The organism is Enterococcus sp. LJL51 (assembly GCF_049894025.1).
Taxonomy (GTDB): domain Bacteria; phylum Bacillota; class Bacilli; order Lactobacillales; family Enterococcaceae; genus Enterococcus_L.
The window spans coordinates 18,290-32,194 of sequence record NZ_JBNEQE010000028.1 but is presented as its reverse complement, the minus strand read 5'-3'; the positions used below and the strand labels follow the sequence as shown (position 1 = coordinate 32,194).

11 protein-coding genes are annotated in these 13,905 nt (G+C 39.4%); all 11 read right to left on the bottom strand.

What is annotated here, in order from left to right; genetic code table 11:
• On the bottom strand, positions 1–5,947 hold a 5,947-nt coding region (locus tag ACPWSO_RS17440), incomplete at its 3' end, for an isopeptide-forming domain-containing fimbrial protein (RefSeq protein ID WP_426084846.1).
• A 38-nt stretch (positions 5,948–5,985) separates the two neighbouring features.
• Positions 5,986–6,192, bottom strand: a complete 207-nt coding sequence (locus tag ACPWSO_RS17435) for a hypothetical protein (protein WP_426084845.1) — start codon at positions 6,190–6,192, stop codon at positions 5,986–5,988.
• Between the two features lie 811 nt (positions 6,193–7,003).
• Positions 7,004–7,723, bottom strand: coding sequence for a YebC/PmpR family DNA-binding transcriptional regulator (locus ACPWSO_RS17430; RefSeq protein WP_426084844.1), 720 nt, complete (start codon positions 7,721–7,723; stop codon positions 7,004–7,006).
• Between the two features lie 65 nt (positions 7,724–7,788).
• The gene (locus ACPWSO_RS17425; RefSeq protein WP_426084843.1) at positions 7,789–8,964 is read right to left on the bottom strand and encodes a nucleotidyltransferase; all 1,176 of its coding nucleotides are present in this window, start codon (positions 8,962–8,964) and stop codon (positions 7,789–7,791) included.
• Positions 8,965–9,081: 117 nt separating this feature from the next.
• Positions 9,082–9,828, bottom strand: coding sequence for a class I SAM-dependent DNA methyltransferase (locus ACPWSO_RS17420; RefSeq protein ID WP_426084842.1), 747 nt, complete (start codon positions 9,826–9,828; stop codon positions 9,082–9,084).
• 1 nt (position 9,829) lies between these two features.
• Positions 9,830–10,168: a ribosome silencing factor gene (gene rsfS / locus ACPWSO_RS17415; protein ID WP_426084847.1), complete on the bottom strand. Its 339-nt coding sequence runs from the start codon at positions 10,166–10,168 to the stop codon at positions 9,830–9,832.
• A 39-nt stretch (positions 10,169–10,207) separates the two neighbouring features.
• Positions 10,208–10,795: a bis(5'-nucleosyl)-tetraphosphatase (symmetrical) YqeK gene (gene yqeK, locus ACPWSO_RS17410; protein ID WP_426084841.1), complete on the bottom strand. Its 588-nt coding sequence runs from the start codon at positions 10,793–10,795 to the stop codon at positions 10,208–10,210.
• On the bottom strand, positions 10,785–11,432 hold the full coding sequence (locus tag ACPWSO_RS17405) for a nicotinate-nucleotide adenylyltransferase (protein ID WP_426084840.1): 648 nt from the start codon (positions 11,430–11,432) through the stop codon (positions 10,785–10,787). The genes yqeK and ACPWSO_RS17405 overlap by 11 nt, the downstream gene beginning before the upstream one ends.
• Before the next feature lie 23 nt (positions 11,433–11,455).
• Complete coding sequence (yhbY, locus tag ACPWSO_RS17400) at positions 11,456–11,767, bottom strand: ribosome assembly RNA-binding protein YhbY (protein WP_426084839.1); 312 nt, start codon at positions 11,765–11,767, stop codon at positions 11,456–11,458.
• A gap of 35 nt (positions 11,768–11,802) precedes the next feature.
• Positions 11,803–12,912: a ribosome biogenesis GTPase YqeH gene (yqeH, locus tag ACPWSO_RS17395; protein ID WP_426084838.1), complete on the bottom strand. Its 1,110-nt coding sequence runs from the start codon at positions 12,910–12,912 to the stop codon at positions 11,803–11,805.
• Positions 12,909–13,436 (bottom strand): YqeG family HAD IIIA-type phosphatase, encoded by a 528-nt coding sequence (locus ACPWSO_RS17390; protein ID WP_426084837.1) that lies wholly within the window; start codon positions 13,434–13,436, stop codon positions 12,909–12,911. Before ACPWSO_RS17390 ends, yqeH begins: the two co-directional genes overlap by 4 nt.
• Positions 13,437–13,905 lie beyond the last annotated feature (469 nt).

The window sequence follows — 13,905 nt, the reverse complement described above, 5'->3', positions numbered from 1 at the left end:
TTCCGGCAACGACTGCTGTATTTGGAATCACACCAATGAAATCTGTTTCCACTGTTACTTGGAACTCTATCGTCGCTGTTGCACCACCTAGCATTGGATCTGGCAGAGTCACAGTTAGACGTTCCCCATTCCAGCTGCTTTCTGCTACTACCTTGCCATCTATCGTGGTTGTATTTGCCACATGAACAAGACCTGCTGGTAAGCTATCCGTTACTGTTCCAACTGTCAGTGTCCCTGTTTTGGCGTCACCATTGGTGACTACTAAGCGATACGTTACCTTATCGCCTTTTCTCACTTCACCGCTGGCAGGACTAACCACTGATTTTTCAATCGTTGGTGCTGGTGCTTTATGCGTAACCACTTCATTTGATGTTTCTTCAATCGGCTGATTTGGTTCTCGTGGATCTGGTGTTATTTCTCCCGATGCAACCCCTTTGTTCACACTACGAACAGCGGATACCTCAGTTACAGTTACAAGGAAGCTCACTATTAAACTTTCATCTTCCCGTAATGTCAGCCCAGTCGTTACTGTCAGTTTATTTGCACTATCCGTGCTGGCAGCTACTGGAATACTATTTACCGTGGCTGAATTAAAGACAAAGCTTAAGCCTTCCGGTAATTGGTCAGTCACAATGATATCTTTTACTTCTGATGGCGCTGTCTCTGTGTTTTTAACAATAATCGAGTAACGAATCGTTTCGCCTACTTGTACTACCGTATCATGTAAATCTGTGGAGCCTGCTTGATCCAGCACCTTCTTTTCAACAGCTAGAACACCCGGTCCACGAACGATTTCAACCTCTACAGTGTCTTCATCTTTATAATCAGGTGTCCCCGATTTATCTTCTCCTGAAACCTTCGCTGTATTCGGGATAAGCCCTAACGCTGCACTAGCTTCTACTTCGACTTCAAAGACTAGCGTTATGGTCTCGCCGCCTTTAAATTCTGCCGGCAAAGCGTACGTCAACGCATTCCCGTTCCATCCCACTACTGCATCTGCAGCAGGATTTCCATCTACAACAGTTGATTCCGGCACATACTTGATACCCGTTGGCAACGTATCTGTTACTGTACCGTTGTACAGGCTACCTGTTGTATCAGCTTGGCCATTTGTGATAACTAGTTGATACTTGAAGCGGTTGCCGCTTGTTACTTTTTCGGTGCCATTAACAACTAAGCCCGTAGCACTTAGTACATCTTTGGTAATTGCTGGTTCTGGCGCCTTGTAATTTACTACTGAATCTTCAATTTCGTCCAGACTTTCTGTTTTCGTTGAATCATTTGGATCAACAGGGACTTTTCCGTTTGCTTTCCCTGTATTGAGAATATCTTTTAGAGCACTTTCTTCAACAATCACTTTGAACTTGATTGTCTTACTTTCATTTTCCTTAAGTATTCCTACATTAACTGTTACTTCTCCATTTTCGACTTTACCAGTCAAGCCTGTGTCCATAACTAGAGAGTTTGATACATAGGTCAATCCATCAGGAATTTTATCTGTCAGAACTACATCTACGATTAAAGATGGATCACTATTGGTATTTTTCACTACAAGCTCATATTCAAGCTCAGTCCCAACAGCTACTACCTTGTTCTCCCAATCTGTTCCATTTGAATAGACATTTTTTTCAAGTGACAATATTCCTTTATTACGAACTGGCGTTACTGACGCATCATCAGTCAGTTCATTGATCGGCGTAGTCAAAGTTGCATTGTTCGCATCCACATCTTCAAACTCACCATTCAAGCTAACTGTGTTTTTTAAAGCTACATCAACAGTATCTCCGGTTACTTCCACATTATAAACAATACGCAATGTTTCCCCGGCTTTTAAATCAAATCCGCTATACGTAAATGACTGACCATTCCAGGTAATTGCCGGATTACTAACTGCACCTGTATTTTTAGTAACAGTCATTGAATTTTGAACATACGTTAGTCCACTAGGTAAAAGATCGGTAATTTTTCCATTAATAATTGGTGCACCTTTATCATTTTTGACAATTAAAATATAAGGTACAATCTGACCTTTTACTACATTTTCATGTTTCTGACCTTCTGCCATTACATATTTTTCAAGAGATGGTTCTGGTTCGATTCTGGTTTTACTATCGTCTTCAGCTTCGACGTCTTTGGGCTGCTCAGGCTTTTCATTCACTGTTCCTTTAGCTGTGGCAACATTTTTCAAAGACCCGCTAGCTGAAGCAGATACTTTAACATCAAAAGTGATTTTTACTTCATCCTGATCAGCTAAATCCTTCACTGGAACTTTGATTTGCTGTCCGTTAATTTCTAAACCATCAATTGGATGAATAGCAGTTCCATCCACCTTCACTGTACCTTGAAGGATAGTCAGCCCATCCGGCACAACGTCTTCTACAACAACATTGCTGACAAGAGAACCAGAATCTGCTGGTTTGCTATTTTTCACAATAATGGTATACGTAATCGTATCGTCTACCTGTACCGTAGCTTGACTAACTTCTTTAAGAATCTCTAACTCACCTGGCTGATGAACAAATTCCACAGCTACATCCGCTTCAGCTTCAGTAGAATGAACCCCGCTTTTATCGGTACCTGTTATTACAGCCTGGTTTGTTCTTAACGTACCTGTTGGATCCTTAAACACATCTGTATCTGCTTTTACTGCAAAAATAATTTGAACGACCTGATCCGATGTCATCGGACTCAACTCGGTAATTTTAGAAAAATCAATTATTAGTTTTTTTCCGGAAACAGCTATTGCATCCGAAGGAACTGTAATCTCTGTTCCATTGACTAGAATCACGTATTGATTGCCAGCGGAAATTTCAACATCATCCGGTAATGTATCCGTTAGTAGCCCATTGTACATTGGACCAGAATCCGCTGCTAAGCTGACATCTAGTGTATAGAAGAATTCTTCATTTACAAACCATTTACCGTTATCGATTAGACTTCCTGAATTTTGAGGAGCTACATCGTAGACATGTTTTTCTAACAGCACTTCTGGTTTACGATGTTTTAATTCTACATCAACTACTCCAGTATCTGTTGTAGGATTATTTCCATCTTTATCTGTACCAGCAATTTCTGCTGTATTCGTAATTAAATTTTGTTTAGGCGTTGTACTCGAATCTGTTTCAGGCAGTCGCTCATCGGCTATTACACCAAAACTAATCGTAAAGGTTACATCATTCAACATTGGATTTAACTCTGTAACGTTTGTTAAATCAACTGCAAGTTCATACTCTGCTAAATCCGCAGCTGAGCCTGCTTTGTTTGTCCAGACATTTGATAGATGCTGAGAGCTAATTAATGTTCCGCTTTTATCAAAAATATCAATATAAGTAGAACTTTCATCTACCTTCAGCCCTTTAGGCAGTGTATCCGTTACTACACCATTGTACATAGCACCTGATCCAGCATTCAGCGAACCATCAATCGCATAATAGAATGTGTCGCCAGAAAATACTTTGTCAATATTTTGTGCCGGTCTGCTGCTTCTAGGATCTGTATCGTAAACTGATTTACTTAGCTGTACTTCTGGTTTGACATAGTTCTCTACACTATCAGACTGAATTTTATCATTTCCCCAACTATTTAAAACAAAATCATCAGTTCTTGTTTGTGAAGTATAGGAAGCCTCATTTTTTAAGATACCACTAGTGTTTTCTTTAACTGTAGCAGTTACCTCTATAATAAGTTTGCTAGCAGCAGGGTTATCTGGAGAAATATATAACATGTTATCCGGTGTAAAAAATGAATCTGGGAAATTGATAGTTATTGTTTCTCCTGTCAGATAGTCACCTGTCACCGTATACTCCCGATTTTTACGCAAAGTGATTGTTCCATCTGCCGCAGTCGTTACCCTTACTCTATTTGAGCTTAGACCTTTAGGTAATTGATCTACAAACTCTTTAACTCTCATTTGAGCTGTTTTTTCACCTGTTGTTGCATCTAAAATAATCTTATAAGTTAATGTATCTCCTACTTTAACTTCTTCATCATTTATATTTTTACCGCTTGAATTATAAACATCTTTAGTTACTTCAGAATCAATTACTTTATGAGGAACTGCTTGAATAGGTGCTCTTGAGGGAACTACATTGGAGCCATTATTTCCAGAGTCAATCCCTTTCGCACCAACATCTAAACGGTAATATCGAGAACCTTCCCCGTTCCCAGCTTTAAGCTCTTGTGGTATCCATTCCGTTTCCATAATCAATTTTTCATTTGCTAGCAATGGCGTTCCTAGATCATACTCATAAAATTGTTCATAACCATCTTTGTGCTGTCCAGTCCAAACAGAATTAGCAGCCACTGTTTTTAAAAGAGTTTTCACACCATTGACTAACTTATAAATTTTTACATTTCCTGTTACTTCTAATCCAGGTGCTGTTTTCACACCATCTGTGGTAAATTGTATAACCTGAGGATTACTGCCTTTGCTATATTCGACTTCTTGGACAGAAGTAATCGTATCATAAAAATATGTTTGATCGATTTTATTTCCCTTAGTATCAATAAAATAAACTGATGTTTGAATTTCAGGTCTTACTTCATCCAAAGGAAAAGACTGATGGACTGAAGATGCTAGGCTTGGATAATAATAATTTCCTATACCATTCACCGTAAATGTGACATTTTCCAAGTAGCCTGGAGCCTTAACAATTTTAATTGTGTAAGTTTCACCAGTCTTCCCAAGATCTAAATGGAAATAACCATTAGTATCTCTATCAGAAGCTGTATACGTTTTTTCAACTCCATTACTAGAAGTAACCGTGAAAGTAATGTCAGACATTATTGGCTGGTTTGGATTTCCGTAACTGGAATAAAAGAATATTGGCAATCGCGTAGGAAAAACCGCTTGCGTTTCTCTAGTTTCACCGTAAACAACCGTTCCCTCAACATCTATCTCTAATGTTAATTTAAATAGATTATGAGCTCCGTTCCCAGCTTGATAACTGCTTTCAAATGCTCCCTCATTTAAACCTTCACGAAACTTCATTGTGAATTCAGCTGTATAGGTTTTACCAGCTTCAGGTGCGTCTATTTCAATTGACCTAGCAGTAGGAAAATTTGTAACAGAGTTCCCAAGCTGATCTGTTACTGTCACACTTGATAAATCTAACGTCCCCCAGTCAACAGTTCCTACAAACAAATCTGCATAACTTGCGTCTGCATCGCATTCCCATATTACTCTGTACTTGATCCCATTTGCATATTGACTTGGGTCAGTGATGCTCCCTGTCGAAGCCCAGCTATTCGTCTCAGTATTCCAAACCTCAAAAATTGGTGCCGCTGCTCGTGTCAGCGACTGCTTATCAAGCTTCTGATTCTCTTCTACAGAAGACTCCTGCGTGCTTTCACTTGTTTCTACAGTTGTGCTTTCTTCTATTATATTCGGCTTTTCATTCACCAAGACACTTAGTTGTGCAGCAGAGCCTCTTGAAGAAACTGCTGACAGCTGATAGGTACCAGCTGTTTCTGCTTTAACAATTAGCCAAGCATAGTTATTAACTGGTTCAAGAAGTCCCGCATCAACAGCTTCTGGTACAGTTTCTCCTTCTTCACTTGCCTCTGCCGGCTGCTGCACTTTCTGTGCTTCCGGCCAGCTCAATATGACACTTGAGGCTTCCTCGCTGTAACCAATTGTCACTGGATTACCAATATTGTTTTCGTTTGTCAGTGCTTGCTCTAACGACAATCCGGCTAAATTAACCTGAACAGAGCCGTTTTCCGGATGAACAGAACGTATACCGACTGCCCGGGTTTCCCCAGCTTCCATTTCCAAACTATTCGTTGGATTTCCTTGATCATTTAAAAATGTCAAATCCTGTGAACTAGTTTCTGCCTGTGCGGAGACGCCAGACAGACTTGTGACAACAACATTGAACAATAGTGTCAAAAGCATCAGCCAGTTCATTGACTTGTATAGCCATTTTTTATTTTTTTCCAGATCCACTTTTTTTGTTACCCCCTTAGTTTAAATAGTACTGTTCTCTATTGAGATGAATCGTCCACAATAATTGTTGCTGCATTGGATTTTGCTTCTACCTCTTTTTCTTTAATAGTAGAAGTGGATTCCGTTGTTGTCTCCGAAGATGAGTCCGTCTGTTTCGTCTCATTTTTACAAGAAGCCATCATTAACACTGCAAACACAGTTGAAGCTACAAGCAACATTCGATTTAATTTATTTTTTTTCTCCATAGGACACCTCCCTAAGTCCAATTAATAAAAATGATATTTTTTACTAATTGTTAAAATGTTTTTAAAATGTATATCCTTCGAAAAATAACAATCGTTATAAATAAATTATCTTTAATATATGTAATCAAATACCATTCTTAAAGAAGGACATAAATTCATAACAGTAATTATACATCATAAGAACGTTATTTATTTATCATATTTTTATTGCTTTTTCTAATTTTTTGAAAAAAACTAAGTTTATACCTATTAAAGACCTTTCATTAAATAATTTTTTTCTTAGAAACTGTCATTATTTATTCCATTTAATTATTGATTAAAAATATCAATTCCATCCCTTTTATATCGCTTTTTTTTACGTTTTTCTTATTATCCTTTTCATATTTCTTAATAGTTGATTTTAAGAACTCTCGATTTATTCTGAATATTAAAGTAAACCGCTCAGTTCAGTTAGATTAAATTTACAGTTTTCTCATTTTTTTACAGAAAGAGCAAAATTATTGAGAAAAACTTTTTTTCATGCTATTATATATTTAATCTTAGATTTCATATTGTGTTTTCCCTTCATATTAGTGTGTGGTATGAGGGGTTTTTTATTGTCTGAAAACAGCTTGCTTTGTTTCTCTATATAATAAAAAAGGGCTGTGACATTAGTATGCCTCAGTCCCTTAAAGCTGGAAAAACGGTGTTTCAGAAGTAACTTCTTCAACAATAAGGCGGAAATTCGCAAAAATTTGTGGAACAATTTTCGGAATTTCCGCCTTAGTGCTTGAAGCTGAACACTTCTGTCACAACCTATTTCTATATTTACTTATTCACCTAAATCCACATTGTGATAAACCTTCTGAACATCTTCCAAATCTTCCAGAACATCAATCATTTTCTCAAACTTCTCTAAATCCTCACCAGTCAACGTTACTTCATTTTGAGGAACCATTTCCAACTCGGTAACAGAAAATTCTTCAATTCCCTTTTCTTTCAAGGCTTCTTGGATGATATGAAGATCTTCAGGCTCACCATAGACAATGACTTGATTCTCTTCTTGCACCACATCACGAACATCGATTTCTTTTTCCATTAGATACTCTAAAATATCATCCGCATCTTCTCCTGGAAATCCGATGATTGCTGTATTATCAAACATATAGGCTACAGCTCCGCTGACTCCCATATTGCCGCCATTTTTCCCGAATGCTGCACGTACATCTGCTGCTGTACGATTGACATTATTCGTCAATGCGTCAACGATGACCATGGAACCATTCGGACCAAAACCTTCATAACGCAGCTCTGAATACTGTTCATCGCCGGAACCTTTGGCTTTTTCAATCGCACGGTCAATAATATGTTTTGGAACATTATATGTTTTAGCTCGCTCGATAACAAACCGCAGCTTCTGGTTTGCATGGGGATCAGGATCACCTGATTTCGCTGCAACATAGATTTCAATACCAAATTTTGCATAAACTCGACTGTTGTTTGCATCTTTGGCAGCTTTTTTCTCTTTAATATTTGCCCATTTACGGCCCATATTCTCACTTCGCTTTCTTTTTTGTAGGATAACCTTTTTCATTATACTTGTATCAACAGTTTTTGTTAAGCCTTTTTTATCCGAATCGGAAAACGACCTTGACTCTGTTCAGAAATTTCGGCATGCCCTAATTGATAAATCCGGTCATTTGTCAGTCCGGCAGCAAACAGTTGTTCCATACTTTTTGCCTGTCTGGTCAGTAGGGGCAGCTCAAAATCTTTTTTGTGAACACTTAAATACTTTTGTCCTGCTTCAGTCATTCCTAGCACTCTTAGATAACTATTATCCCAGCCCTGTTGAACCGCTTCATTCGAACTGTTTAACAGGGTATAGACAGCTAAACGCTGTAATCGAGTCCACGTATAGCGTTTTGTTTTTACCAGTTCAATGAATTGCTGAAAATTCTCTGCTCTCACAGCCATCTCCTTTAACCGATATTCCAACCCTTCATTCATCTGATAAACCAACTGCAGCTCTTCAATAGACGTACTAATAAGTTTGTACTGAAGCAGCGGCCAATAATTCTCCCACGAAACCAAAGGACCTTGTGCTAGGTCATTCGAGGTTTGTTTGGGTACTGTAGTTTCAATCTCAGAAAAATGTTTAGTTAAAACAGCTTTTCGAATAGCAGTTGCGCTGGAAAACCTCGGCTGCAGATTTACTTCATTATAATGCGCACCTTTTCTATTGATAGGCAGCAGTTTCATTGGTTCCTTATATAGCGCATTTTCTTTAGCATAGCTTAATCCCAATATATGATTAGGAGAGGAAAAATCAAGAGGCAGCTCTGGATATAATGCTTGATAAACTGCTGTCATTTGCTGAGGATAGCTTAGTCTTTTATCCGCCAGTTCTTTATATTTCTCTTCAATTAGCTGCTGATTATTCGCTGAAAATTGACCAAAGGCTTGATAATCTACCTCTCCTGAGCTGTCTGTTCCAAAACACAGATACTGACATTTCAAGGCATGAAGTAGTTTGACTCCCCCTCTTGCAAAATAATCCGCAGATTGAACCGCCCATTCAGCTGGCAGTTCAATAACTAAATCAACGCCATTGCTCAGTGCTTCCTCTGCCCGTTTCCATTTATCTATAATTGCTGGTTCTCCCCGCTGCAAAAAGTTCCCGCTCATCACAGCAACTACAACTTCTGCCTGAGAAGCCTCTTGAGCTTTTTGAATATGATAGATATGCCCGTTATGAAAGGGATTATACTCAACAATAATACCACAAGCCTTCATCTACTTCCCTCACTTTCAAAGAATTGATTTCCAATCGTTTAGACTCCACTCCATACAATATAAAAAGCTGAGAACCGTTCCTATCACACGGCTCCCAGCGTTCTTTCATTCCTTTACTCAGTTATCCGCTTTTTGACAAACAAAGAACCAGCGGGTACTTTCTTCTTTAGGCTGCTCATCCGTAAAATCTCCGTATACATCTACACAAGCAAAGCCGCTGCTTTCCAACATCATCAAATAGTCATCCATTGCATAAGTCCGCTCTTTATGAAGCTCATCCTTACGGATAAAAGTCTCCCCATCAGAACCCTGCTGAACAAAGAAGGTTAGAAAATGCTCAATACTATGTTCCTTCTCTCCCTGATAACTATCCCAAAGAAAAGCAAATTCCTCCGTTTGATAATGGTAGCTGTATTCTGGAAACACCTGATCCACTTGATAAACTGAGTGGACGTCGAAAATGAATGTCCCTTCTTCTTCTAGTGCCTGATAAACTTCATCGAAAACCTGCTGAACAGCCTGACGATTTTCCATGTAACACAATGAATCAGAAAAGCAGGTAATTGCTTCATACTGTCCTACTTCTGAAAGCTCCATCATATTTCCTTGAACAAACTGAATATCGACTTCTTCTTCATGAGCCCGCTCACTTGCAATCGCCAGCATTTCTTCGGATAAATCCAATGCGGTAACTTGAAACCCGGCTTTAGCAAAATCAACCGCCAATCTGCCTGTTCCACAGGCTAATTCCAATATTCGGCTGGACTCTTTCGGCAAGTGGCGTTCAGAAAATGCCAGCCACTGCTCATACAATGTTTCATCCATAACCTCATCATAGACAAAAGCAAAGGTTTTGTAAGTCATTTTAGCTTACCCATTCGGCGATGTCTGCTAATGGTGCATCCGACCATAGTTTTTCCAAATTATAGAAAGTTCGCTCTGAAGCTTGGAATACATGAATAATCACATCATTGAGGTCAATCAACACCCATTTTCCACCGTCTTTTCCTTCAATGCGTTTGATTTCTACATCAGCCTCTTCTTCTTTTTCAATAATTTCCTCTACGATGGCATTGATTTGTCTCTCACTATTTGCCTGACAAATCATAAAATAATCTGCTAAAAGAGAAATCTCCTTTACTTCCAATGCAACGATATCCTCTGCTCTTTTTGCATCTGCTGCCTTTACCGCAATTTCTAAAATCTTTTGACTATCTATGATTGTTCCCTCCTAATTTTTGTTTTATCTATTCACTACCCAATAATTATATGTCTCAATTGTCTTTGGATAAATCTTTTGCTCTTGCTGAATGAGATGAAGCAATGTATGCTTCGTTTCATAGGCAACAGCCTGATCTAAATCTACTAATGCGATTTCTCTAGCTTCTGCTACTCCAGGAAACTTCCGGCCAGGTTCGATATAGTCGGCTACATAAATGATTTTATCCAACAACGTCATTTCAGCTGCCCCTGTAGTATGACAGCGAATTGAATGAAGGATTTCTTCATCTTCAATTCCCAGTTCTCTTCTAACCATATCGGCACCTATCAACCCATGCCAGATAGCATTTCCATATTCCAACAGCTCAGGATTGTAGCCGTCCCGTTCAATCAGCAGCTGAAACTCATCATCCGGTCTCTCTTTTGCATAATCATGGGTCAATGCGGCAATACTCGCTTTTTCCTGAGAAGCTCCATATTTCACCGCAAGAGCTACTGCCGTTTCCTCTACACCAAGAACATGCTGAAACCGCCGCTCGCTCATCTGCATTTGAACCTTCTGCATCAGCTCTTCACGTGCCCATGGCGTATATTGTCCGCTAAATTCCATCCATATACAGTCCCTTCTCGTAGATATAGTTTATCACATTATCCGGGAGAAGGTAGCGTACAGAACAGCCGCTTTGGACTTTTTCCCGAATCATGCTGGAGCTGATATCCATTTGCGGCGTATCGACCCAGATAATCGGGTAGGGTGTCTCTATACCATAATGGGGCCGGCGGGTTCCTACAAAATTGGTCATCAACAGTAATTCTTCGATTTTGTACCATTTTGGCAGGTAGTTAACCATGTCTCCGCCAATAATAAAATAGTAATCAGTATCAGGATTATTCTGAATCAGCGCCTTCATCGTCTCGTACGTGTAGCTTTTCCCCTTACGTACAAGCTCGATTGGTTCTATTTCAAGATGTTTATTGTTTTCTACAGCAAGCTCCAGCATAGCCAGACGATGTTTGCTGTCAATGGTTTTCTTTTCATCTATATGAGGTGGCAGATATGACGGCATTAGACAAACTTTATCCAGTCCCAACTGCTGATAGACCTGTTCTGCCATCATCAAATGCGCAATATGGACAGGGTTGAAATTACCGCCCAGTATGCCAACTTGCTTGCGCTTTTCAAAAAGCTGTAGCTGTTCCTTCACAATTGTTTGAGTTCCTCTTAATGCACCTGCAGCTGCCTTCATCGAATAACTCCTCCAATACTCTGCTAAATTGATTTGACCTCTTTAGAATAGTTTTGATATTTCTCTTTTGTAGACGGCTTGAATACAACCAGCACCCGTCCAATAATCTGTACAACGTCACATTGAATTTTATCTTCTAATACGTTAGCTACCTCTTCAGCAACTTCATCTGTATTTTGAAGTAGACTGATTTTAATCAGCTCGCGCTTTTCAAGTGCTTCATTGATTTGAATCACCATCTCTTCATTTAATCCGCCTTTTCCAATTTGAAAAATGGGCTGTAGATGATGGGCCTGACTTCTTAAATAACGCTTTTGTTTTCCTCTTAATTTCACTAGTATCCTTCTTTCTCCGCTATTTCTAGCTGGAACTATATCAACGCTTTTCTCCGCAGCACTTCTACGCCTTTAGGTGCCCAGCCGGCAACTACTCCTGACGACTGAACAGTAATCCAGCCTAACCCGGCAAAAACAATGTCCGTCTTTTCTTTAATAGAAAATTCAAACCGCACCAGTTCTGGAAATTCGTCTGCTTCATCTGGTCTTGGGGGCTGCAGCAGCCCGCCCACATGCTTTTCATAAAATTGATCTGCTGTCGCAAGCTTCGTCCGATGGATCATCAAATCGTTCGAGGCATAAACAACAAACGAACTTCGTTCTCCTTGGATAAAATCAAAACGGGCTAATCCACCTAAGAACAACGTCTGCTCTGAATTCAACTGATAAATTTTAGGCTTGATTTCTTTTTGAGGGGCAATCAGCTTTAAGTCCTTTTTTCCAAGATAATGGGCCATTTGGTGACGATGAATAATTCCCGGTGTATCAATTAGAAAATGCCCGTCGTCCAAAGGAATCTCAATCTTATCCAGTGTCGTTCCCGGAAACTGTGAAGTCGTAATGACATCCTTTACTCCAGCCGTTTGCTTAATAATCTGATTAATCAAGGTTGATTTCCCAACATTCGTCACGCCAACCACGTAAACATCCCGGCCGTCACGATGCTTTTCAATTGTTTCAAGCAGCTCATCCATTTCATGTGCCTTTTTAGCGCTGGTCAGTAGAACCTCTGTTGGTCGAAGCCCTTGTTCGTGAGCCCGCTCCTTCATCCATTGAATCAATTTGCCTTTTTTCAAAGACTTGGGTAAAATATCTTTTTTATTTCCAACTAGTAATACAGGATTGTCACCGATAAATCGATGCAGTCCCGGAATTAATGAACCGTTGAAATCAAAAATATCCACGACATTAACAATCAGTGCATCCTCACGTCCCAATTCATTCAGCAAACGCAGAAAGTCATCGTCTGTCAGTTTAACGTCCTGAATATCATTATAATGCCTCAAACGGAAACAACGCTGACAGTATACTTCGCCAGTTTCCAATCCTTTTTCAAATGCCGCTTTTGGCGTGTAACCCAGTTCTTCCGGGTGTTCGGTCTGAATTACAGCCCCGCAGCCAATACAATGAACTGCTTCGCTCATTCTAATCCGCCCTTCCATACCATATCAGGATGTTTTTTCTCTAAATGCTTCATTATTTTTCTTTCAAAGAAACGATTAATTCGTGTATTCCAACCATCCGTATCCACAATAGGCCGAACTAAAATGTTGCGAATACCTGCAGCGTTTGCACCCCGGATATCGGTCATAATCTGGTCACCAACCATTACTAGTTCTTCCGGCTTCATTCCCAGTTTGTCCTGAGCTTCTTTAAACCCTTTTGTCAGAGGCTTCAGTGCCCGTGCAACATATTCCAGCTCAAATTTCTCAACAGCTCTTTTGATACGGCTGTCTTTATTATTAGAAATGACCACGACTGGCAGACCAGCTTGTTTCATTTCTTCAATCCATTCCAGCAGTTCTTCTGTTCCATCCGGATTATTCCAGGCTATCAGTGTATTATCTAAATCCGTCAATACAGCCTTAAATCCCAGTTCCTTTAACTGAGCCGGCGTTACTTTATAAATTGCATCCACCATCCATGTTGGCTTAAACTTTGAAAACATACATTCTCCTTTTAATCATAATCACTGAACGCAAAAATCATACAGCGGTACTTTCTTTCTGTCATTCGATTCCCCTGCGTCTCAAGCTGATAAGAGCCTATTTTTAAACACTCAAACAGTATCGATTATTAGATTCTTATTTATAAATGATGATTGAAAAGGCAGGACAAACTTTTCCATCCGTTGTCCCACCACTCAACCCAATATTATAGCGTATTTCAAGTAAAAAAACCAGTATTTCCAAAATACTATCAGAAAACTTCTATCATACGTATACAGCTCTTTGTACAACTCTTTCAAACAACAAGGCATTTAAAAGTAGCTCACGTCCTGACAATTCTCTCTTGTTTAGAATCAGCTTCACTTCCAACAGTGTGATAGGAAGCTTTCTTTGCAGCTTCCTATCCGTTTTCTTTTCCGTTGATCCTCTAAGCTGCCAATACTTAATGATTGATTTCGAAGAACAGGA